Below are 22,577 nucleotides of genomic sequence, written 5' to 3'. Positions count from 1 at the left end.
TTAGGGTTAAATTGTTCTTAAAGTTACGTTTTTTATAAGCTTGGTCAATTTAAAAAAAAGTGATTATATATTAGTATCTTTACTTTTTATTAAATAATTCGTAAATAATCAATATATATGAGTACAATTTCTGCAAATTTCGGAATTGAAAAAGCTTTAAACCTATTAGGTGTTAAGAATATAAACGAAGGCACATCTACAGGTCTTAATAATTTTTCGGCTGGAGATGTTTTAGAATCCTATTCACCGGTGGACGGACAATTAATTGGAAAAGTGGCCACCACCACCAAAGATGATTATGAAAAAGTAATGGATGCCGCTACCAAGGCTTTTAAAATTTGGAGACTGATGCCTGCGCCACAACGCGGAGAAATTGTACGACAGTTTGGTGATAAACTCCGAGAAAAAAAAGAAGCCTTAGGGAAACTGGTTTCCTATGAAATGGGAAAATCGTACCAAGAAGGGTTGGGCGAGGTTCGAGAAATGATAGATATCTGCGATTTTGCCGTTGGTCTCTCGCGTCAGCTTCATGGGTTGACCATGCATTCAGAGCGTCCAGGGCACCGTATGTACGAGCAATACCATCCTTTGGGTGTTGTTGGTATTATTTCGGCATTCAATTTTCCCGTAGCTGTTTGGGCGTGGAATACAGCATTGGCTTGGGTTTGTGGCGATGTTACCGTTTGGAAACCCAGCGAAAAAACACCACTTTGTGGAATAGCTTGCCAAAATATAGCTGCCGAGGTTTTTAAAGCAAATAACTTGCCCGAAGGTATTTCATGTTTGATAAATGGCGATTCTAAAGTTGGTGAATTTATGACTAAAGACACCCGAATTCCATTAATTTCAGCAACAGGTTCTACACGTATGGGTAAAATGGTGGCGCAAGAAGTGGCGGCTCGTTTAGGTAAAAGTTTATTAGAATTAGGCGGAAACAATGCCATTATTGTAACGCCCGATGCCGATATAAAAATGACGGTTATAGGTGCTGTTTTTGGTGCCGTTGGTACCTGCGGACAACGTTGTACTTCTACACGTAGATTAATTATTCATGAGTCTATTTATGACAAGGTGAAAACCGCAGTTTCCGATGCATACAAACAACTTCGAATAGGCAATCCTCTAGACGAAAAAAACCATGTGGGACCTTTGATTGATACTGATGCTGTAAAGATGTATCAAAATGCTTTAACAAAAGTGGTTGAAGACGGCGGAACTGTTATTGTTGAAGGTGGCGTATTGCGTGGAGCAGGTTACGAAAGTGGCTGTTACGTTAAACCAGCCATTGCCGAGGCAAAACCCGAATTTAAAATTGTGCAGCATGAAACCTTTGCGCCGGTTTTATACCTTTTAAAATATTCGGGTGATGTTGACAATGCCATTGAAATTCAAAACAATGTTGCTCAAGGATTGTCTTCGGCTATTATGACGAACAACTTACGTGAAGCAGAACGTTTTCTATCGGTTTCTGGATCCGATTGTGGTATTGCCAACGTGAACATAGGAACTTCAGGGGCTGAAATTGGCGGTGCTTTTGGTGGTGAAAAGGAAACAGGTGGCGGCCGTGAATCTGGTAGTGATGCTTGGAAAGTATATATGCGTCGCCAAACCAATACCATCAATTATACCACCGAATTGCCTTTGGCACAAGGTATTAAGTTTGATTTGTAGTTGAGTCAACAATATAAAAAAGAATAAAACCGTTTTTATATAATAATTACTAGTAATTAAACCTTTCTAAACTATTCAAGTCTAAAGGGTTATATAACTTTATTCTTTTTTCTTATGAAAGTCAATTATATACAACATCTATATTGGCGTGCAGGTTTTGGTATTTTACCAAACCAATTGCATGCTTTAGCTAAAAAGAAAAAGGAAGAAGTTATTGATGGTCTTTTCGAAAACTCGAAAAAAACAACGCCTTTAAAAATAGATACTGCTGAAATAGATAGTATCTTAAGTGGAGAAACCAAAATATCTTCAGAAAATCAAAAAAGGCTTCAACAATTAAGTCGCGAAAAAACCATAGATCTAAATGTAGCTTGGGTAAACCGACTTATCAACCCATCGGAACTTTTACGAGAAAAAATGACGTTGTTTTGGGCAAATGTTTTTGTTTGCGAAGATAACAACGTGGTGTACATTCAGCAGTTTAACAATATGTTGCGCCAACATGCTTTGGGCAATTTTAAAGAATTTGTAAACGCCGTTTCAAAAGAAGCTGCCATGACAAAGTATTTAAATACGAAGCAAAATAAAAAGCAAAAGCCCAATGAAAATTTTGCGCGCGAGCTTATGGAATTGTTCACTTTAGGTGAAGGCCATTATACCGAAAATGATATTAAAGAAAGCGCCAAAGCTTTTACGGGTTATAGCCATAATTTTAATGGTGAATTTGTTTTTAGGCGCTATACCCACGATGCCTCCATCAAAACTTTTTTTGGAAAAACAGGTAATTTTAATGGAGAGGATATTATTGATATTATTTTAGAACAAAAGCAATGTGCTAAATTTATTTGCGAAAAAATATACCGCTATTTTGTAAACGATGCTTTAAATGAAACACATATAAAACAAATGGTCGATGTGTTTTATAAAGACTATAATATTGAAACTTTGATGCGTTTTGTGTTTAGTTCCGATTGGTTTTACAACCCAGAAAATATTGGAACAAAAATAAAATCGCCCATAGAGTTTTTAGTGGGGTTGAATGTTTTGGTTCCTGTGCAATTCAACAATCCAAGACAACTTTTATACATTCAAAAGCAATTAGGACAAACCTTATTGGACCCTCCCAATGTGGCAGGTTGGAAAGGTGGAAAAAGTTGGATAGATAGCAACACCATTGTACTGCGTTTAAAATTGCCATCCATTCTTTTAAACGATGCCTATATTTCTAAAACTGAATTGGGCGAATCTGACGATATGATGGCGGTAAAAAAATCTGCATTTAAAAACACCTACGGAAGGAAATTCAAAATACAGCATGATTGGGAAACCTTCAATAAAAATTTCAAAGATGTAAATGTAAAAGACTTGCAAGATTATATTTTGTTAAGCGAATTAAACCCTGAGGCCAGTAGTTATTTAAATTCATTAAGCAAGGTGTCTAAAAAAGAGTATGGTATACAACTTATGTCGTTGCCAGAATACCAAATGTGTTAATTATGGACAGAAGAAAATTTTTAAAACAGTCATCTTTAGCTAGTAGCTTATTTTTTGTGCCAAGTTTTGTAAAAGCTTTTGAGCAAGTTGCAAGTAGCAGCTTGGGGTATAAACGTTTGGTTATTATTCAACTATCTGGAGGAAACGATGGGTTAAATACCGTTATTCCTTTTAGAAACGATTTATATTATAAAGAACGTCCCACCTTAGGGATTCCAAAAAACGAGGTTATAAATCTAAATGATGAACTGGGGTTGCATAGCAGTTTAATGCCTTTAAAAAGGTTATACGATAATGGCTATTTATCCATCATCAATAATGTAGGCTATCCAAATCCGGTGCGTTCACATTTCAGGTCTATGGATATTTGGCAAACAGCAACCGATTCCAATAAATTTTCGCAAACAGGTTGGTTAGGGCGTTATTTAGATAATTATGGCAAACAGCCTTATAATGTTATTGAGGTAGATGATACGTTATCATTAGCTTTAAAAGGTGAAAATATAAATGGCATTGCCACACAAGATGCTAAAAGCTTGTTTAATCTCTTGCGAGACCCTTACTTTAAAAATCTAGGGAAACACCAAAACGATGCGCATTTAAGCGAACATAATTTAGGCTACTTGTATAAAACCATGATTGAAGCACAATCATCGGCAAAGTATATTTACGAAACCAGTAAAACGGTTACTTCAAAAAAAGAGTATCCAAATAATAAATTCGGGAATCAACTTAAAACAACAGCGCAGTTTATCAATTCCGGTTTGGAAACCAAAGTGTTTTACACATCGTTAAGCGGATTTGATACGCATGTAAATCAGTTAAATGCCCAAAAAAGACTTTTAAAAATTTATGCCGAATCTGTTGAGGCTTTTGTTGAAGATTTAAAAGCAAACAACACGTTTAAAGATACTTTGGTGCTAACGTTTTCAGAATTTGGACGTCGTGTAAATCAAAATGCCAGTGTAGGGACCGACCATGGGACAGCAAACAATGTGTTTGTAATTGGCGATAACTTGAAAAAGCAAGGCGTTTATAACAACATGGCCAGTTTAAGTGATTTAGACGATAACGGCGATTTAAAATTCGAAATAGATTTTAGAACTATTTATGCTACGGTATTAAACAAATGGTTGGTAGTAGATGATAGCAAAATTCTAAACAGGTCGTTTAACCAAATGAATTTTATCTAATAAAAAAAACCTTGCTCCAATGCCGAAACTATATCGGGAGGAACAAGGTTGTATCTTAAAAAGATTAATAGCGGGACAAATATAAGTTTTATTTCGTGAGAAAAAAAGCACCAAAGTTAATTTTAGGTTAAGTTAATTTAAATTCGATTAACTGTATTTTACCTTTCTTAAAACACGCATTGACTCTTTGTATAGATGGTATAATTCGTCACTATATGCTCTTAAATATGGTTTTGCTTCCTCCAATTTATCTATGGCTTCATGAAACAGATTAAGGTAACAGATAAGATAGGTTACGGGCAAGTTTTTTAAATCCATTTCTTCCGATTTTGTAAAAGAAAGCCCCTTTTTTAGTTTTTCCAAAAGGGCATTTGTGGTATTGTAAATATGATGAAGCACTTTTTTATCATATTGAGGAGCTTCAAACAATAATTTTGTTTCGATAGTGTAATTTGCATTATGCTCAAAATTGATGAGTGTTTCTTCCAATTGATAGTATTTATTGGAATTTTGAAATCCAAGATTAACGTATTCAATAATTTTAAAAGAATCTTCATCAATAAAAATGGCAACTTCATCTAAAGCCGAAAAAAACAATCGTACTTGCTCGTTTATTAATTCAATATCAACTCTAGAGAAAAAAGTTTCATTTTTAATTATTTTTTTTTGACCTGCCCAACAAACCACAAAATATTCTTTAAAAACCTTGTATTGCGGATTGTAATCTTTGCGTTTTTTTAAAAAATCGAAAACACCATTTAAGGTGTGTTCTATGTTGTTTTGTGAGTTGTTTTCAATAGACTCTACAATTTTAGAATTAACATCTTTAACTTCAATATCAAACACTTTGGGCATGCTCATGCTGCCATCTCTAAAAAACACCGAGCCACCGTAATATTTCCAAATGTTTTTTCTTAATGAGGTTAATTTTCCGGTTGGGCGAATGGTAACCAAACCCACTACTTTGTGGTCTGGTAAGTGCGGAAATGGGATGTTCTCGTATTGAACAATAGGTGGGTTTGTTAAATAGGCATTGATGAGGTTTTGTATTTTACTATCATCAAAAAAATCGACACCAACAATATCGTTGTCGACATCTTCAACACCAATAACAATATAGGAGTTGTTTTTTGGGTTGCTATTTGAAAGTGCACAAATATGTTTTAAAAACTTCGCTTTACCTTCTTTAAAACTAATATCAATTTTGCGCTTTTTGTCGTAAAAGCTATTTTCATCGTTATGCGATAATAGGTTTTTTATAAGTAGGCGTTTGTTGATCATCTCTTGTCATTCCCGCGCAGGCGGAAATCTCATGTATTTAGTTTAAAGTTCTTTATTTACTGTAACACTATTTGCCTGTGCCGTACAAAACATCAATACATCGGCAATGTTCACATGAGGCGGTCGTGATATGGCAAAATAGATAACTTCAGCAACATCCTCGGCTTGTAGTGCTTTAAACCCTTTGTAAACGGTATCGGCAATTTTATCACCTTTAAAACGTACTTGAGAAAATTCGGTTTCTACCAAGCCTGGATTAATAGCACCTCTTTTATGCCATATGGATTCAAATCAATACGCATACCTTCCGTAATGGCCAAAACAGCATGTTTACTCCCACAATATACATTGCCTTTTGGATACACTTCTTTTCCTGCCGATGAACCAATATTGATGATATGCCCTGATTTTCTTGCCGTCATCTGTGGTATAATGGCTTTGCTTACATACAATAAACCTTTTACGTTTATATCCATCATGGCATCCCAATCGTCCAAACTCCCGGCATCAATGGGGTCTAAACCATGGGCGTTTCCTGCATTATTAATTAAAATATCTATCTGTTTAAAATTTTCGGGTAGCGACTCAATGGCTTTAAAAGTTTCGGTTTTATCCCTCACATCAAAATTTAAAATATGCACATTGGTGAGCTTGCTAAGTGCTTCTTGTAAGGCATGTAGGCGTTCCAAACGTCTTCCGCATAAAATTAAGCGCATGCCATGTTTTGCAAATTCGCAGGCAGTTGCAAATCCAATACCACTTGTTGCACCCGTTATTAAGGCTGTTTTTGCCATTTGTTAATGTTGTTTTTTAATACATTTATAAAAATACTTAAATTGTATTTAATATTTTGATTTTACTTTTTAAATGTTCTTTATGATTGATTTTTAGTAGATTGTACCATGGGTATTAAAATGTTGACCTTTAAAAACAAGCGTTAAATTTTGGTTGAAATAGTTTAAAGCATCCAAATCAACAAAGATGTGCGTATATAAAACTATAGTGTAAATTTAAAAAATAGCATGTTTATGAAAACTCTAAAAAAATTAAAACTTTTATTCTCTTTACTATTATTAGCGTTTGTTTTTTCTTGTACAGATTCAGATTCTAATAGTATTGACAAATCGGATCCAACCATATCAGTAAGACTTGTGGATGCTCCGGGCGATTATAAAGCTGTTAATGTAGAGATTGTAGATGTTATGGTCAAAATGGATGATGATTCAGACAGCGATAGTGGATGGATATCTTTAAACGCAGAAAACGGAACGGTTAATTTATTAGATTTTACTGGCGGGTTTAGTAAGGTTCTGGTAGATCGTTTTCCAATACCTGCTGGAACATTAAGCCAAATGCGTTTGGTATTGGGCAATGGAAATACCATCGTTATAGAAGGTGAGACTGGGGATGCGGAGTACGAACTTAAAACACCAAGTGCGCAACAATCTGGTTTGAAGGTGAAAATAAACACGGTTTTAGAAGAAGGATTTACTTATGATTTTGTGTTAGATTTTGATGTGGAAAAATCTATTGTAATGGCCGGAAATTCAGGCAACATTATCTTAAAGCCTGTGCTTTATGCGAGTGCAGAAGTTAGTTCAGGGATTATTCAAGGTACAGTAAGTCCGTCAGATGTACCTGCGGTAGCATCCGTATTGGTAGATGATAAAGGAACGCCAGAAACGGATGATGATTTTATTATTTCAGCAAATACAGATGAAAATGGTGCTTTTGCCTTATGGGGAGTTCCTGCCGGAACTTATGAGGTTGTTGTTACACCTTTAGATGAAACTTCTAATTACGGTTCTGGAAGCGCGATGGCAACCGTTGTTAATGGAGAAACGACTACTATTTCAAACCCTATTGAATTACAATTAAAGCCAGGTTCTATTAGTGGAGATGTAACAAATGATATCGTTGTTGCAGTAACTGTAAAATTAAAAGGCTCGGTTGAAGTTCTGGCAACGGTTGATTCTAATGCTAATGGTGAATTCTTAATTGAAAATCTTCCAGCCGGAACTTACACAGTAACGGTTGGTGCTGCAGGATATGTATCGCAAGATATAGAAGCTATAGTAACAGCTAATATGCTAACTACTTTAGCAGATATTACATTGGTGGCTCAATAAATTAAACAATATCAAATAGTTAAAGAGCAGTTTCTTAAGGAAGCTGCTCTTTTTATTTTAACCTAGTATTAACGCTGTACCCCAATTATTTTAACCAATATTTAACAGCGTTCAAAGAAAAATTTTAACAATTTGCACTGCTCAAATAAGCTTAGTATATTCGGGCGTTAAAAAAAATATAAATGATGGAAGAAACAGGTACTATTGATATTAAGACAATTAACGAAAAAATTGAAAAGGAAAGTGCTTTTGTTGATTTACTGATGCTAGAGATGAACAAGGTCATAGTAGGGCAAAAGCATATGGTTGAACGTTTGCTTATTGGTTTGCTAGGGCAAGGACATATTTTGCTTGAAGGTGTTCCCGGATTGGCGAAAACCTTGGCCATTAATACCTTGGCACAGGCTGTTCATGGTAGCTTTAGCAGAATACAGTTTACCCCAGATTTATTACCTGCCGATGTTACCGGTACTTTAATTTACAACATGAAGGTTAACGACTTCTCCATCAAGAAAGGACCTATTTTTGCAAACTTCGTATTGGCAGATGAGATTAACCGTGCACCTGCAAAAGTGCAATCGGCATTACTTGAGGCGATGCAGGAAAAACAAGTAACCATTGGAGATGAAACCTTTAAGTTAGACAAACCATTTTTAGTAATGGCAACCCAAAACCCTGTTGAGCAAGAAGGAACCTATCCATTACCAGAAGCGCAAGTAGACCGTTTCATGCTTAAAACAGTGATTGACTACCCAAAAATTGCTGAAGAGCAACTAATTATGCGCGCCAACATGAAAGGTGCTTGGGATAAAGTAAACCCCGTAGTTTCCGTAGAACAAATTTTAAAAGCGCAGGTAGCAGTTCGTGATGTGTACATGGACGAGAAAATTGAAAAATACATTCTTGATATTATTTTCGCTACGCGTTACCCAGAAAAATATAAACTTGCCGATTTAAAACCACTTATTTCGTTTGGAGCATCACCTCGTGGAAGTATCAATTTAGCTACCGCAGCAAAATGTTATGCTTTCATCAAACGTCGTGGTTATGTAATTCCTGAAGATGTACGTGCCGTAGTTTATGATGTGCTAAGACACAGAATTGGCATTACTTACGAAGCGGAAGCTGAAAATGTAACGTCGGTAGACATCATCAACAAAATAGTAAACGAAATAGAAGTACCATAGGATTTCAGATTTTAGAATAACGAATGACGATTTATGATTTTCAGTAATGTATGAAGTCGTAAATCAAAAATCTACAATCGTAAATTAAAAAATGGATACTAAAGAATTACTAAAAAAAGTACGGAAAATAGAGATTAAGACACGCCGTTTGTCCGATCATATTTTTGGAGGTGAATACCATTCTACCTTCAAGGGGAAAGGTATGACTTTCAGCGAAGTTCGCCAGTACCAATTTGGTGATGATGTTAGAAATATCGATTGGAACGTTACAGCACGTTACAATGAACCTTTTGTAAAAGTTTTTGAAGAGGAGCGCGAACTTACCATGATGCTTATGGTAGATGTTTCGGGCTCTGAAATGTTTGGTACCGATACCCAATTTAAAAATGAAGTGGTTACTGAAATTGCCGCTACTTTGGCGTTTTCGGCAACCCAGAATAACGATAAAATAGGGCTGATATTATTTTCAGATAAAGTGGAGCTTTACATCCCGCCAAAAAAAGGACGCTCCCACGTATTGCGTATCATTAGAGAATTGATTGAGTTTGAACCGGAAAGCAAACAAACCAATTTAGCCGAAGCTTTAAAATTCATGCAAAACGTTATGAAAAAGAAAGCCATCGTGTTTGTACTATCTGATTTTATTGCGGATGATTACAATCAAACCATGAAAATTGTTTCTGGTAAACACGATGTAACAGGTATTCGAGTATACGATAAACGTGAAGAAGACATACCAAATTTGGGTGTGGTCCAGATGCAAGACGAAGAATCGGGCGAGTATATGCTGGTTAACACATCATCAAAAAAGGTGCGTTTAAATTACGCTAAGTTCTACCAAGAAAAAGTAGATTATTACAGAGAGAGTTTTACAAAATCGGGCGCAGGTACCATCGATTGCCGTGTGGACGAGAGTTATGTAAAAAAAATGTTGGGGTATTTTAAAAGAAGAGGATAAACAAATTATGAATTACGAATTACGAATTACGAATATGAAAGCCATGGTCAACAGGCATCTGTCATTGGTCTTTTTTTCTTTCTTCTTGATTCTATCGTCTAGTGTCTTAAACGCACAGGTAAAATCGTCAATCGATTCCACAAAAATCAAAATAGGACAACAAATTACCTATAAAATTGAAGTGGAAAGCAAACCAAATAGCTTGGTGGTGTTCCCCGAAGGGCAAACATTTTCACCTTTGGAAATGATTGAATCGTACGCCATTGATACCATCAAAAAGAACGATAGATACAACCTGATAAAAAAGTATGGTTTAACCCAATTCGATTCTGGAAAATACACCATTCCAAGGCAAAAAATAATTATTGGCGATAAAACATTTTTTACCGATTCGTTAAAAGTTGAGGTTAATAATGTGGTTGTAGATACTACAAAACAAGGGCTTTATGATATAAAACCCATCATAGAGGTTGATAAAAAAGGCAGCGATTGGTGGAAATATTTATTGATAACGCTTTTAATAATTGGTGTGATTGGGTTTTTAATGTATTGGTTCATTTGGCGAAAAAAACCATTAACCGAAGCAGAACAAATAGCCTTATTACCACCTTACGACAGAGCAAAATTAGCCTTAAGAAAGCTTGACGAAAGCCATTATTTGGAAACCGAATCTATAAAAGAATATTATTCGGAGCTTACCTTCATTATTAGAAAATATCTTGATGAAAAAGTTTATGATAAGGCTTTGGAAAGCACTACGGACGAGTTGATTACCCGACTTAACATCCTTAAAGAAAGCAATCAAATAGAGCTAAGTAAAGAAGATATTAGAAACTTAGAAAGCATCTTAAAACGTGCCGATTTGGTAAAATTCGCAAAATCTGCGGTAGATGTAGAGCTTGCCAAAATAGATAGAAAAACCATTGATATTGAAATAGACCATGTAAAAGAAGCACTTCCAGAACCCACCGAGGAAGAAAAACTTTTGGATGAAAAATACCGCGAGGAGTTAGAACGCAAAAAGAAACGCAAAAAAGTTATTGTTACCGTTGTAATTGGTGTATTTCTATTAATGGCAACATTTGTTGGTTTTGGTTTAAAATATGGTTTCAACTATGTAAAAGACACTATTATTGGTCACGATAGCGTAGAACTTTTAGAAGGCGAATGGGTAACCAGCGAATACGGTTTCCCACCAGTTACCATTTCAACACCAAAAGTGCTAACACGTGTAGAGCTTCCATTACCCGATGAAATGAAAGCCCAAGTAACGCAAACGGCTTTTATGTACGGAACCTTGTTGGACATGTTCAGTGTTATGGTTTCGACTACGTCCTATAAAAATTTAGGTGAAAATAAAATTGATTTAGAAAAAGCTTCCGAAGGAAGTCTTAAAGGCATTGAAGCTCAAGGTGCGCAAGACATTGTGGTACTAAGAGATAAGTTTATAACACCAAATGGCGCCGAAGGGTTGAAAACCTATGGTACATTAAAAGTTAAAAACCCAATAACGCAGAAAGTTCAAGAAGGAAATTATGTGTTGTTGCAGTTTACTTCAGAAAATGTGTTGCAGCAAATTATTTTATCCTATCCTTTGGATGATGAGTATGCAGACCAAATGATAGCGCGTATTTTAAATTCAGTTGAACTTAAAAAAGCAGAAGAATAATGTTTGAAGGCATCGATTTTTTAAATAAACAATGGTTTTGGGCACTTCTAATTTTGCCTTTGGCTATTGTGTGGTATATTTTTAAGCACAAAAAACAAACGGCCGAACTTAGAATATCTAGCATAAAAGGGTTTAAACTTACCCATTCGGTATTGCCAAAATTAAAACACGGTTTGTTCATACTGCGTTTGTTGGCATTGGCTCTACTAATTACAGCATTGGCACGACCACAAACGGTAGATGTTTCTTCAAGAACCAAAACAACAAGAGGTATTGATATTGTAATGGCCATTGATGTTTCGGCGAGTATGTTGGCTAAAGATTTATCTCCAAACCGATTGGAAGCCTTAAAAAACGTAGCGGCAGAATTTATTAAAGGCAGACCGAACGACAGAATAGGTTTGGTGGAATATGCAGGTGAAAGCTATACAAGAACACCTGTTACCAGTGATAAATCAATTGTATTAAGGTCATTAAAAGATATAAAATATAACACGATTATAGAAGGAGGAACTGCCATTGGTATGGGGTTGGCAACATCAGTAAACCGATTAAAAGATAGTAAAGCAAAAAGTAAAGTCATTATTTTATTGACTGACGGGGTTAATAATACAGGTTTTATAGACCCAAAAATCGCTAGTGAATTGGCAGTTGAATATGGTATTAAAACCTATACAATCGGATTAGGAACAAACGGAATGGCCTTATCGCCCGTAGCGTTAGACCCAAGAAATGGGCAGTTTCAATACGCACGTGTTCCCGTTGAAATTGATGAGGCCTTACTTAAAGACATAGCAAAAGTTACTGGTGGTTTATATTTTAGAGCCACAAACAACAAAAAGCTTGAAGAAATATATAATGAAATAAATAAACTTGAAAAAACGGATGTTGAAGAGTTTAAATATTACAATTATGAGGAAAAATACCGTCCGTTGGTATTGTTAGCGGGCTTATTTTTATTAATAGAGTTTTTACTTAGAAACACACTTTTTAGAAGTTTTGTATAGAAACTGAAATGTCAGGTCGAGCGCAGTCGAGACCTACTTTTATTAAAAATTTTGTGAATTTGTATTTATAAAATAAACAAATCCACAAAAAACAAATAAACAATTAATGTATCAATTAGACGAAAAAATATGGTTTTGGGCATTAGGAGTTATTCCGGTAATCATCCTATTCTTTTTGGTGCTTCAATTTTGGAAACACCGCACCCAACGCAAATTTGCCGACAAAGCATTGCTTAAAAAATTAAGCCCCAATACGTCATTGTTCAAATCGGTATTAAAAATAGTGGTGCTAAGCTTAGCATTTGCCTGTTTAGCGATTGCCTTGGTAAACCCAAAAATTGGCACGAAATTGGAAACCATAAAACGCGAAGGCGTTGATATTGTGTTTGCTGTCGATGTATCAAAAAGTATGCTTGCCGAAGATATTGCCCCAAACAGGTTAGACAAAGCAAAACAATTGGTAACTCAAATCATCAATAATTTGGCTAGCGACCGTGTGGGTATTATCGCTTATGCTGCTAAAGCATTTCCGCAGTTGCCCATTACAACCGATTATGGTTCGGCAAAAATGTTCCTTCAAAGTATGAATACCGATATGTTATCATCACAAGGAACCGCTATAAATGAAGCCATAAAATTGGCAACCACCTATTTTGATGATGAAGAGCAAACCAATCGTATTCTAATCATTATTTCTGATGGTGAAGACCACAGCGAGGAAGCAGCAGCAGTGGCCGAAGAAGCCAAGGAAGCAGGTATTAGAATTTTCACTATTGGTGTTGGCGATGTAAAAGGAGGTCCCATCCCAGAAAAACGTAATGGTATTGTATTGAATTACAAAAAAGACAGCCAAGGCGAAACGGTTATTACCCGTTTGGATGAAGAAACCCTTAAAACTATTGCAGCCGAAGCCAATGGCGTATATTTGAACGGAAGAAACACAAACGATGTCGTTAAAAAAATAGGTGATATTTTAAACGGCATGGATAAGAAAGAGTTTGAAACGAAGGAATATGCCGATTTTAAAGACCAATTTCAATGGTTTTTAGCATTTGCTGTTCTCTTTTTACTGCTCGATATTTTCTTATTAGACCGTAAAACTGCTTGGTTAAAAAAATTGAATTTATTTAACGAAAACCTCTAAAGAATAACGAATTCAGAATAACGATTTTTTGATATTGGAACATAAATGGGAATAATAATTAGTGATTCAGCAATTCAAAATCAGCATTCGTTACTCGTTAATGTTTATTTTTTATAAAACCTTTAACTAGAAGCAGTTATTAGGTTTTATATATTTATAAGTTGATTAAAGAATGATAATATGAAGCATATAATTTTAATTATAATAACATTAACCGCAACCTTTTCCTTTTCGCAAGAGAAAGACAAGGAAGCTTTATTGGCAGCTAAAAAAGCAAATAATTATGTGTACGAGGCCAATAATTTAATTAATGAAAAGGATTTTGTTTCAGCTGAAAAGGAATATAGAAAGGCCATTTCAGAGCAAGCTACAAGCGTTGCGGGTATTTATAATTTAGGGAGTTCTTACATAAAAAAAGGAAATTTAGAAGAAGCGCTGTACCGATTGGATCAAGCGGCTAAAATTGCAACTTCAAAAGAAGAAAAACATAAAGCGTACCACAACATAGGCAATGTGCTTATGGAAAACAAAAAATGCCAAGAAGCGGTTGAAGCTTACAAAAACGCTTTGAGAAACGATCCAACCGATGAAGAAACGCGTTACAATTTAGGTTTAGCTAAAATATGTGCTGAACAACAAAAAGACAATCAAGACGATAAGAAAGACGACAAGGATAATAAAGATAAAAAGGACGATAAAAAGGATCAGGACAAAAAAGAAGGCGACGATAAAAAAGACCAAGACCAAAAGGATAAAGGCGATCAAGACCAAAAAGAAGGTGATGATAAAAAAGATGATAAAGGAAAGCCTAAAGATGAAAAGGACGATAAAGGAAAAGGAGATGAAAAACAACAGCCCCAGCAACCACGTCCAGGGCAAATGTCGCCTCAACAGGTTAAAAGTCTGCTAGAAGCCATGAACAATCAAGAACAAAAAGTTCAAGAAAAAGTAAATGCCGAAAAGCAAAAAGGAATAAAAGTAAAAACTGATAAAGATTGGTAAAACGAATTACGAATTATGAATTACGAGTTTTGATTTCTACATCTTCAAAATCGTAAATCGTACTTCTAAAATCGTAAATCATTATGAAACTTATAAAACACACATACCTACTACTAATCGTACTTGTTACAAGTATAGCTTCAGCACAAGTTAAGTTTGATGCCAAAGTAAGTAAACAAAAACTTGGGGTAAATGAGCGTTTGCGTATCGATTTTGAAATGAATCAAGATGGCGATAATTTCAATCCGCCCGATTTTTCCAATTTCAACGTCGTTGGTGGCCCCAATCAATCGGTTAGCAATTCATGGATCAATGGGGTTAGAAGTTTCAAAAAAACCTATAGTTATTTTTTAGCTCCCAAAAGCCGCGGGAACTTCACCATTGCACAGGCAACTATTAATATTGGAGGCGAAACGTATAAAACAGTACCCATTAACATTGAGGTTACGGCAGCAGTAGAAGTACCTAAAGACCCTAATAATCCAGATTATATAGCTTCAGAAGGCATTCATTTAATTGCTGAAATTTCAAAAACCAATCCTTATTTAAACGAAGCCATTACGGTAGTTTACAAATTGTACGTGTCTCCAAATATAGCGGTAGATAACTGGAATGAATTGGACAGCCCACGCTATAACGATTTTTGGAGCCAGAATATAGATACGCAAGGTCAAAAAGTACAAAACGGAACTTTTAAAGGTGAAGATTACCGCTTTTTGGTTTTAAAGAAAGTGGTTTTGTATCCTCAAAAAACCGGAAAGCTTGAAATAGAACCTTTAAGTTTGGACATTGCTTTGCGCGTGCCATCCAACAGACGCGATATTTTTGGAAGTGTTTTAATGACGCGTACCAACAAAGTGGTTTCGGCGGGCAATAGCACCATTACGGTAAAACCATTGCCCGAACAAGGCAAGCCATTAGATTTTTCTGGTGCCGTTGGGAATTTTACTTTTGATGTTACACCTTCAAAAAAGGAATTAAGCGCATCCGAATCGTTGCAGTTAAAAGTCGCGGTTAAAGGAAACGGGAATTTAAAACTTTTTAAGCTTCCTAAAGTAACGCTACCAAGTTCATTGGAGGTTTATGAACCCGAACATAAAGAAGAAGTTAATACAACCTTAGCGGGCATGCAAGGTGCCATTTCCGATAGTTATACCATTGTACCACAATTTAAGGGCAAGTATCCCATACCGAGTATTTCCTTTTCGTATTTCGATTTAAAAACCGAAACCTATAAACGATTATCTTCCGATGAGATTGTTTTAGATGTGTTGGATGGCCCCATTAATAACGCGAACGCTAACAGTGCAGCGGTTGCCAATAATGGAAAACAACCCGTAGTTTTAAACAAAGACCAGTTTGCATATATTAAAACAAGCACCAATTTTGAAAGCGTACACAGTACCACTTTTTTCAAAACTACCACCTTTTGGAGTTTGTTGCTATTGCCTTTTTTAGCCATTCCATTAGCTATTGTTATAAGAAACAAAAAAGCAACTAGAGATGCCGATGTGTATGGAAATAGAATTAGAAAGGCCGATAAACTGGCTAGAAAATACTTAAGCAGTGCCAAAAAATCGCTTGGTAAAAAAGAAGCCTTTTATATTGCTTTGGAAAAAGCACTGCATAATTACTTAAAGGCGAAATTACATATTGAAACCTACGAATTAAGTAAAGAACGCATCGATACCTTACTTACCGAGAAACAAGTAGATGCAGGTGTGGTTAAAGATTTCTTTAGTATTTTGGAAAGCTGCGAGTTAGCGCGTTACACCCCCATAGATATTGTAACCATGCAAGAAGATTATGAGAAAGCAGCTAAAACCATTTCATTAATAGATAAACAAGCACGTTAAGATGAAAAAGTTACTCTACATACTATCGTTTTTGTTCAGTTTTGCAGTATTAGCCCAAAACGAAGCTATTTTTGAACAGGCAAACGCCTTGTACAACGAAGGGAAATATGGCGAAGCTATAGATAAGTACAAAAGCATTTTAGATACTAAAAACCATTCGGCAGAACTGTATTTCAATTTAGCAAATGCACATTACAAGTTAAACAACATAGCACCAAGTATTTATTATTACGAAAAGGCTTTACAGTTGTCGCCCAATGATGAGGACATAAAAAATAACCTAGCTTTTGCACAAAACATGACCATTGATGCCATAGATGTGGTTCCAGAAGCAGGCTTATCAAAAATTTTGAACAATGCTACCAACAGCATGACTTTTGATGGGTGGGCTAAAACCGCCATAGCTTTTGTGTTTTGTTTTGTTATCTTGTTTTTGGTCTATTATTTTGCCTATTCCTCATTAAGAAAACGGCTTGCTTTTTTAGGGAGTTTAACCGCTTTGGCCATCATGTGTGTTGCCTTGTTGTTTGCTTTCCATAAATACAACTTAGATAAAAAGGACCAGCCAGCTATTGTATTTGCAAAGGAAAGTTTGGTAAAAAATGCCCCGAACAATAGAAGTGAAGAATCTTTCAGGTTACACGAAGGCACCAAAGTACAAGTTTTAGATACGCTAGATAATTGGAAAAAAATAAAGCTTCAAGATGGTAAAACGGGTTGGATTTCTGCCGAAGACATCAAAGCACTTTAATACCACCGAAACTTACCTCAAAATAAAAATATTTTTTTTGGAAACTACTTCGTATCCTTAGGTTGATTTTTAATGTATCTTTAACCAAACACCATACTATATGAACCTAGATAGAGTCTTTAAGAACAATAAACAATGGATTAAAGATAAATTGGCTACCGATGCCAAATACTTTGAAAATTTAGGTGAAGGTCAAAGTCCAGAATTATTATTTATTGGTTGTTCCGATAGTCGTGTTACTGCCGAAGAACTCATGGGTTTAGGTCCTGGTGAGGTTTTTGTACATCGTAACATCGCCAATATGGTAATTAGCATCGATTTAAATGTAATGTCGGTAGTGAATTATGCTGTAGAGCATTTAAAAGTAAATCATGTGGTGGTTTGCGGGCACTATGCTTGCGGCGGTGTAAAAGCAGCAATGCAATCGGCCGATTTGGGTCTTCTAAACCCATGGTTGCGTAACATACGCGATGTGTACCGTATCCATAAAACCGAGTTGAATGCTATTCCAGATGAAGAAAAAAAGTACGAACGCCTTGTGGAGCTTAACGTTCAAGAGCAATGTGTAAACCTGATTAAAACGGCAGCGGTACAAAAAGCAGCCAGAGAACGCGGATTAAAAGTTCACGGTTGGGTGTTCGATGTTCATACAGGGGAATTGATAGATTTAAAAATAGATTTTGAAAATATCCTTGAAAGCATCCGAGAGATTTATCATTTGGATTAATTTTATCGCATATCCGTAATCAATCATAATAAAATTCTCCATGTCAGGTCGAGCGCAGTCGAGACCTCACTTTGAAGTTGTTAAGTTTAATAACCACTCGATTCGCTTTGCGAACGACCTTCAACCAAAACATGTTTTGATTTCGGCAATGCTCGAGGAGACAGTAATTAATGTTTGATTTCGGATAAGCAGTTAACTTCTTAATCCTTCAAAAAAAGCAAGGCACTTTGCATATTTATTTCTTCCTCTTCATCCAAATCATCACCAATAGGTTTTCCATTCACCATTAAATTGGGGAAAATCAACGGAATGATAGATTTTACGGGCGCATATAAAACCGAAACTTCTTTATCAGCTTCTTCTGTAAAAGGAACAGGGCGGTTCATCTTTTCAAAAACAATAAGCACTGCACTTAAAATAACGGCAATTTTCAAACCACCAAAAAGAGCTCCCAAAAGCTTGTTAAACAATCCCAAAGCGGCAAAATCGGCAATTTTTGTTAACGCTTTGCCCGCCAAAGCAATGGCCAAAACTATCAGTATCAGCGTACCAAAAGAGGCTACAATGTTTATGGTGTTTTCATTCCAATCTACTTTTTCCCTTAAAAATTCCGAGGCATAGGCACTAAAGTGAAATGCGCCATAAACACCCGCTACCAAAGCCACTAACGATGCTATTTCAACAAAAAAACCACGCCAAAAGCCTCTTACAAATCCAAGTACCAAAAAGGCCAATAAAACAACATCCAAAGCCACCATGTGTAATCCGTTTTAACAAACCTACAATTTTTTTCAATTTTAAGCATAACTATCTGCAAGAACCTAGAAGTTTGCTAACTTTGAACTTTTAAAACTTTAAACTTTTCAACTCAATAAATGTCTAGAGACGAACAATTAAAAGAACGTTGGGAATTGGTAGTAAACAAACTATCCAATCAATTTGCCGATGGCGATACGCTGGACCTCGATGCCATTATTTATTTAATAGGCGTGCAAGAGCTTGGGCAGTTTGACCGTGAGTTTAAAAAAGACCACAAACTCGATTTAATGCACATTGCCATTTGCAAACTTTTGGCACCCTATGGCTATTACGAGCTCGATTTTGTGGATGCCGAAGGTTGGCCACATTACAAAACCATTGAAACCTTACCGCACTTAAAAGCAGGCGAGCAAAGTGTTTTAATGAAAGAAGCCATTGTAAACTACTTTTTAGAAACCGAGTATATCCAGTAGTTCTTTACGTCATGGCGAGGAAGCAGAACGCGGCAATCTGTTAATCATTACCAAGTACCAATCCTATTCGTTTTGTTAATGGAAAAGAAATAGAGATTCTGTTTTTATTTTGAAGGTTGAATATTGTGGGTTTTCAGGATTTTGTTTGTAACACATGTTGGATATTAATAGAAATAAAAAAGTTAGTTTAAGTATTTTCATTTATTAATTGATGCCAACGTTTTTATTTTTCAGAACAAATTCCGCAGCTTCCACAGCTTCTTTCTGATAACTTTTTTTATTGTCTATAATTTCTCTTAATTGTTTATCATTTTTGGTTTTAAATTTTTCAATAAAGGTTTCCGTTAAGGTTTTTTCTTTTTTTGGTTTTTCATTTAGGTTTATGGCTTGCTTGGTGTCCTTTTTATTGATGTAAGGATAAAATCTAAATCTATATTTAGTTTTTGGAACTTGAGGTGCTTCGTGAAGAAAATCGTGCAGAATATTACTTAAATAATATCTGTCTCCATTTTTGAATTGTAAATCCCAATAACCAAAATCAGAAATTAGCATTGGTAATCTTCCAGCTCTATCAATGGCATTTTTATAATAAATTCCTAAGTGATAAGTAGATTTTATAATTTCAGTTTTTAAATATTCTTTTTCAATTCCGTCTTTTGTTATAATTATCTTTTCCTCTTCAAAGTCTAAAGTAAATTTCGTGTTTTTATTCTCTCGATAATAATTTAAATAAATAACAATTGCTGGAATATTTGTTATAACAGTAAATCCAATTAATAACCAAATCATAAATTCCTCGAAGAAAAATTCTGTTCCGTTTTTCAACTTAAAATAAATTGGAAATAAAACTACCAACAATAAAGTCACTTTCAGATTGTCGAAAATCAATCTTCTCAAAAGTTTATTCTGTATTTCGTAGTGTTTCTTCAAATTTTACCTAAAGTTTATTTACATGAAAAAGTTGTGTATTTGTGTGCGAGGACTTAAGACGTGACAATGTGTTAATTATTACCAAGTACCAATGCTGTTCGTTTTGTTTGTGGAAAAGGTATAGGGATTCTGTTTTGTTTTGAAGGGTGTATTGTTGCTTTTCAGAATCTTTTTAACTTTTTATTTGTTATAGCATGTTAGCCACAGTTATTTAATTTTTATGTATTGACTTGCTTTATAATGTAATTTCATATTTTTTTCAGACCAAGTATTTTCGAATTTTTTTTCAGACCAGATATTTTTATTTAAAGACTCAAAGGAGATTTCTTGTGGCCAAGAGTTATTTTCAACAATGCTAACTATTTCCTGAAAATCCAAATAAATATCTTGGTCAATTTTGTTTTTATTCGTCTCGATGTAATTTTTTTCAGCTATCCATTTTTTTTGCCTTAAGCTATCTACAGATATCGTTGGTATTATAATTTTTTTATTCGTTTTTGAGTATTCATAAATAGTGTCTCGCTGAATAGTATCATTAGTATTGACGTCAATCAGTATTCTAGGTGTTCCGATATTTTGTACTTTTTCAAAATTATATTCGGTATAATTATTTAAATCCGCAAAGTTTTGAATTGCAACATAATATTCATAATTATCTTTTAAAATATCTTTCCGTAATTCATAGTCAACATTACTTTTAAAAAACATTTGTTGAAATAAGACTACACTAAATCCACTGACGATTGCAATCAATAGACTTTTAAATAGGTCAAATTGTTTTTCCGATAGATTTATTGTTTCCTTTGTTTTGCTCATTTATTGTTTAATTGTAGCGAACTCCTTACATAACAACATCCATCACTCATATCCCAAAAATAATTCTGGTTACGGTAAGTTTATTGCTACTGTTATCCCGTAAATATAAAATTATTTTCTGTAAAAAAATACGTTAAAATTTTAATTATTTATACTACAATCTATTTGCATTTCCAAAACTTTTTGGTCATTTCAATTGCTAAAAACCGCCCTTGGGTTTGTATTTGCCAAAGCAATCTGTTTACATTTTAAAAGATTACTTGGTGGTTTTCGCCTCGTAATGACGATATTTTGATTAAATTTGCCATCATTTTGAACGAACCATGATAGACAAGATAAAAGAACTTATTGCCGAAGCCGATGCTTTTAAAGCACAAACCAAAGAGGAAGTAGAAGCTTTTAGAATTAAATACTTAGGAAAAAAAGGATTGCTTAATGAGTTTTTTTCTGAGTTTAAAAACGTAGCCAACGACCAAAAAAAGGAATTCGGACAAGTAATAAACACCCTTAAAAAAACAGCCGAAGAGAAAGTAAACGCCTTAAAGGAAGAACTTGAAAGTAAAGAAGAGGTAAAAGGTGTTTATGGCGATTTATCGCGTCCAGGGGATGCCATCCAAATAGGGGCACGCCACCCGATTTCTATCGTGAAAAATCAAATTATCGATATCTTTTCAAACATTGGTTTTAACGTAAGTGAAGGCCCTGAGATTGAAGACGATTGGCATAATTTTACCGCATTAAACTTGCCAGAATACCATCCGGCACGCGATATGCAGGATACGTTTTTCATTCAAACAAATCCCGATATTTTATTGCGTACCCACACCAGTTCGGTACAGGTGCGTTATATGGAAAATAATCAACCACCTATCCGTACCATTTCACCGGGTCGTGTGTATCGTAACGAAGCTATTTCGGCACGTTCGCATTGTTTTTTCCACCAATTGGAAGGTTTGTATATTGATAAGGATGTCAGTTTTGCAGATTTAAAACAAACGCTTCAATATTTTACCACCCAAATGTTTGGGAAATCTAAAATACGTTTGCGTCCTTCTTACTTCCCATTTACAGAACCAAGTGCAGAAATTGATGTGTATTGGGGCTTGGAAACCGAATCGGATTACCGCATTACCAAAGGAACCGGTTGGTTGGAAATTGGTGGCTGCGGAATGGTAGATCCTAATGTTTTGGAAAACTGCAACATTGACTCTAAAGAATATTCTGGTTTTGCGTTTGGCGTAGGGATAGACCGTATTGCCATGTTGCTTCACCAAATTAGTGATATCCGCTTATTAAGTGAGAATGATGTGCGCTTCTTAGAGCAGTTTAAATCTGCCCTATAATCCACTCGTTTTAAACGATTTTTGAGGCTGTCTTAAAAGTAAATTACATTTTATTTGTCAAGTTAGCTTGTCGAAACCGATATTGATTATCGATAAGTTAAAATATTTCGACAAGCTCCTTTAGATTTGTTTTTATAAATTTAAGAAAGAGAAAGGAAATAAAGTGAACTAAGACAGGCTCTGAATT

General features: G+C 35.1%; 19 protein-coding genes and 1 pseudogene. 15 read left to right on the top strand and 5 right to left on the bottom strand.

Annotated features, from left to right (window positions below; all coding sequences use genetic code 11):
• Positions 1-117: 117 nt before the first annotated feature.
• The 3 genes from amaB (at position 118) to J8H85_RS17550 (ending at position 4,358) form a co-directional block, all read left to right on the top strand.
• Entirely contained in the window at positions 118-1,671 is a 1,554-nt protein-coding gene (gene amaB, locus J8H85_RS17560) for an L-piperidine-6-carboxylate dehydrogenase (RefSeq protein WP_209656810.1), read from the top strand.
• 114 nt (positions 1,672-1,785) lie between these two features.
• On the top strand, positions 1,786-3,165 hold the full coding sequence (locus J8H85_RS17555; protein ID WP_209656808.1) for a DUF1800 domain-containing protein: 1,380 nt from the start codon (positions 1,786-1,788) through the stop codon (positions 3,163-3,165).
• A 2-nt stretch (positions 3,166-3,167) separates the two neighbouring features.
• The gene (locus J8H85_RS17550; RefSeq protein ID WP_209656806.1) at positions 3,168-4,358 is read left to right on the top strand and encodes a DUF1501 domain-containing protein; all 1,191 of its coding nucleotides are present in this window, start codon (positions 3,168-3,170) and stop codon (positions 4,356-4,358) included.
• A 147-nt stretch (positions 4,359-4,505) separates the two neighbouring features.
• On the opposite strand, the gene J8H85_RS17545 is transcribed toward J8H85_RS17550, so the two are convergent.
• The gene (locus J8H85_RS17545) at positions 4,506-5,639 is read right to left on the bottom strand and encodes an ATP-binding protein (RefSeq protein WP_209656804.1); all 1,134 of its coding nucleotides are present in this window, start codon (positions 5,637-5,639) and stop codon (positions 4,506-4,508) included.
• Between the two features lie 42 nt (positions 5,640-5,681).
• Positions 5,682-6,433 (bottom strand): annotated as a pseudogene (locus J8H85_RS17540) (SDR family NAD(P)-dependent oxidoreductase).
• Between the two features lie 234 nt (positions 6,434-6,667).
• On the opposite strand from J8H85_RS17540, the gene J8H85_RS17535 reads away from it, so the two are divergent.
• The 10 genes from J8H85_RS17535 (at position 6,668) to J8H85_RS17490 (ending at position 18,069) form a co-directional block, all read left to right on the top strand.
• Positions 6,668-7,768 (top strand): DUF4382 domain-containing protein, encoded by a 1,101-nt coding sequence (locus J8H85_RS17535; protein WP_209656802.1) that lies wholly within the window; start codon positions 6,668-6,670, stop codon positions 7,766-7,768.
• Positions 7,769-7,953: 185 nt separating this feature from the next.
• Positions 7,954-8,955, top strand: a complete 1,002-nt coding sequence (locus J8H85_RS17530; RefSeq protein WP_209656856.1) for an AAA family ATPase — start codon at positions 7,954-7,956, stop codon at positions 8,953-8,955.
• A gap of 91 nt (positions 8,956-9,046) precedes the next feature.
• Positions 9,047-9,913, top strand: coding sequence for a DUF58 domain-containing protein (locus J8H85_RS17525; RefSeq protein WP_209656800.1), 867 nt, complete (start codon positions 9,047-9,049; stop codon positions 9,911-9,913).
• Between the two features lie 7 nt (positions 9,914-9,920).
• Positions 9,921-11,582, top strand: a complete 1,662-nt coding sequence (locus J8H85_RS17520; protein WP_209656798.1) for a BatD family protein — start codon at positions 9,921-9,923, stop codon at positions 11,580-11,582.
• Complete coding sequence (locus tag J8H85_RS17515) at positions 11,582-12,589, top strand: vWA domain-containing protein (RefSeq protein WP_209656796.1); 1,008 nt, start codon at positions 11,582-11,584, stop codon at positions 12,587-12,589. The genes J8H85_RS17520 and J8H85_RS17515 overlap by 1 nt, the downstream gene beginning before the upstream one ends.
• A 106-nt stretch (positions 12,590-12,695) precedes the next feature.
• Entirely contained in the window at positions 12,696-13,733 is a 1,038-nt protein-coding gene (locus J8H85_RS17510) for a vWA domain-containing protein (RefSeq protein ID WP_209656795.1), read from the top strand.
• A gap of 180 nt (positions 13,734-13,913) precedes the next feature.
• Positions 13,914-14,735 (top strand): tetratricopeptide repeat protein, encoded by an 822-nt coding sequence (locus J8H85_RS17505; protein ID WP_209656793.1) that lies wholly within the window; start codon positions 13,914-13,916, stop codon positions 14,733-14,735.
• Positions 14,736-14,818: 83 nt separating this feature from the next.
• Positions 14,819-16,591 (top strand): BatD family protein, encoded by a 1,773-nt coding sequence (locus J8H85_RS17500; RefSeq protein ID WP_209656791.1) that lies wholly within the window; start codon positions 14,819-14,821, stop codon positions 16,589-16,591.
• 1 nt (position 16,592) lies between these two features.
• Positions 16,593-17,342 (top strand): SH3 domain-containing protein, encoded by a 750-nt coding sequence (locus J8H85_RS17495; protein ID WP_209656790.1) that lies wholly within the window; start codon positions 16,593-16,595, stop codon positions 17,340-17,342.
• Positions 17,343-17,442: 100 nt separating this feature from the next.
• Positions 17,443-18,069, top strand: coding sequence for a carbonic anhydrase (locus tag J8H85_RS17490; protein WP_209656788.1), 627 nt, complete (start codon positions 17,443-17,445; stop codon positions 18,067-18,069).
• Between the two features lie 200 nt (positions 18,070-18,269).
• Here the strand turns inward: J8H85_RS17490 and J8H85_RS17485 are convergent, their stop codons facing one another.
• Positions 18,270-18,827, bottom strand: coding sequence for a CvpA family protein (locus J8H85_RS17485; protein WP_209656786.1), 558 nt, complete (start codon positions 18,825-18,827; stop codon positions 18,270-18,272).
• A 117-nt stretch (positions 18,828-18,944) separates the two neighbouring features.
• Here J8H85_RS17485 and J8H85_RS17480 point away from each other — a divergent pair, with 117 nt between their 5' ends.
• Positions 18,945-19,301, top strand: a complete 357-nt coding sequence (locus tag J8H85_RS17480; protein ID WP_209656784.1) for a hypothetical protein — start codon at positions 18,945-18,947, stop codon at positions 19,299-19,301.
• A gap of 204 nt (positions 19,302-19,505) precedes the next feature.
• Here J8H85_RS17480 and J8H85_RS17475 read toward each other — a convergent pair whose 3' ends face one another.
• Positions 19,506-20,231: a hypothetical protein gene (locus tag J8H85_RS17475; protein ID WP_209656782.1), complete on the bottom strand. Its 726-nt coding sequence runs from the start codon at positions 20,229-20,231 to the stop codon at positions 19,506-19,508.
• A 207-nt stretch (positions 20,232-20,438) separates the two neighbouring features.
• Positions 20,439-21,047 (bottom strand): hypothetical protein, encoded by a 609-nt coding sequence (locus tag J8H85_RS17470; protein ID WP_209656780.1) that lies wholly within the window; start codon positions 21,045-21,047, stop codon positions 20,439-20,441.
• A gap of 323 nt (positions 21,048-21,370) precedes the next feature.
• On the opposite strand from J8H85_RS17470, the gene pheS reads away from it, so the two are divergent.
• Entirely contained in the window at positions 21,371-22,390 is a 1,020-nt protein-coding gene (pheS, locus tag J8H85_RS17465) for a phenylalanine--tRNA ligase subunit alpha (RefSeq protein WP_209656778.1), read from the top strand.
• Positions 22,391-22,577 lie beyond the last annotated feature (187 nt).

Origin of the sequence: Mariniflexile gromovii (genome assembly GCF_017814435.1) — a bacterium.
GTDB lineage: Bacteria > Bacteroidota > Bacteroidia > Flavobacteriales > Flavobacteriaceae > Mariniflexile > Mariniflexile gromovii.
Note: the sequence above shows the minus strand (reverse complement) of the source record. Positions and strands in the feature narration are given on the sequence as shown.

What these genes read in the sequence shown, in the direction of transcription:
- J8H85_RS17495 (WP_209656790.1), top strand. Translation starts at nt 16,593, where the DNA reads ATGAAAAAGTTACTCTACATACTATCGTTTTTGTTCAGTTTTGCAGTA.
- J8H85_RS17510 (WP_209656795.1), top strand. Translation starts at nt 12,696, where the DNA reads ATGTATCAATTAGACGAAAAAATATGGTTTTGGGCATTAGGAGTTATT.
- pheS (WP_209656778.1), top strand. Translation starts at nt 21,371, where the DNA reads ATGATAGACAAGATAAAAGAACTTATTGCCGAAGCCGATGCTTTTAAA.
- J8H85_RS17520 (WP_209656798.1), top strand. Translation starts at nt 9,921, where the DNA reads ATGAATTACGAATTACGAATTACGAATATGAAAGCCATGGTCAACAGG.
- J8H85_RS17555 (WP_209656808.1), top strand. Translation starts at nt 1,786, where the DNA reads ATGAAAGTCAATTATATACAACATCTATATTGGCGTGCAGGTTTTGGT.
- J8H85_RS17530 (WP_209656856.1), top strand. Translation starts at nt 7,954, where the DNA reads ATGGAAGAAACAGGTACTATTGATATTAAGACAATTAACGAAAAAATT.
- J8H85_RS17550 (WP_209656806.1), top strand. Translation starts at nt 3,168, where the DNA reads ATGGACAGAAGAAAATTTTTAAAACAGTCATCTTTAGCTAGTAGCTTA.
- J8H85_RS17500 (WP_209656791.1), top strand. Translation starts at nt 14,819, where the DNA reads ATGAAACTTATAAAACACACATACCTACTACTAATCGTACTTGTTACA.
- amaB (WP_209656810.1), top strand. Translation starts at nt 118, where the DNA reads ATGAGTACAATTTCTGCAAATTTCGGAATTGAAAAAGCTTTAAACCTA.
- J8H85_RS17515 (WP_209656796.1), top strand. Translation starts at nt 11,582, where the DNA reads ATGTTTGAAGGCATCGATTTTTTAAATAAACAATGGTTTTGGGCACTT.
- J8H85_RS17535 (WP_209656802.1), top strand. Translation starts at nt 6,668, where the DNA reads ATGAAAACTCTAAAAAAATTAAAACTTTTATTCTCTTTACTATTATTA.
- J8H85_RS17485 (WP_209656786.1), bottom strand. Translation starts at nt 18,827, where the DNA reads ATGGTGGCTTTGGATGTTGTTTTATTGGCCTTTTTGGTACTTGGATTT.
- J8H85_RS17545 (WP_209656804.1), bottom strand. Translation starts at nt 5,639, where the DNA reads ATGATCAACAAACGCCTACTTATAAAAAACCTATTATCGCATAACGAT.
- J8H85_RS17470 (WP_209656780.1), bottom strand. Translation starts at nt 21,047, where the DNA reads ATGAGCAAAACAAAGGAAACAATAAATCTATCGGAAAAACAATTTGAC.
- J8H85_RS17505 (WP_209656793.1), top strand. Translation starts at nt 13,914, where the DNA reads ATGAAGCATATAATTTTAATTATAATAACATTAACCGCAACCTTTTCC.
- J8H85_RS17480 (WP_209656784.1), top strand. Translation starts at nt 18,945, where the DNA reads ATGTCTAGAGACGAACAATTAAAAGAACGTTGGGAATTGGTAGTAAAC.
- J8H85_RS17490 (WP_209656788.1), top strand. Translation starts at nt 17,443, where the DNA reads ATGAACCTAGATAGAGTCTTTAAGAACAATAAACAATGGATTAAAGAT.
- J8H85_RS17525 (WP_209656800.1), top strand. Translation starts at nt 9,047, where the DNA reads ATGGATACTAAAGAATTACTAAAAAAAGTACGGAAAATAGAGATTAAG.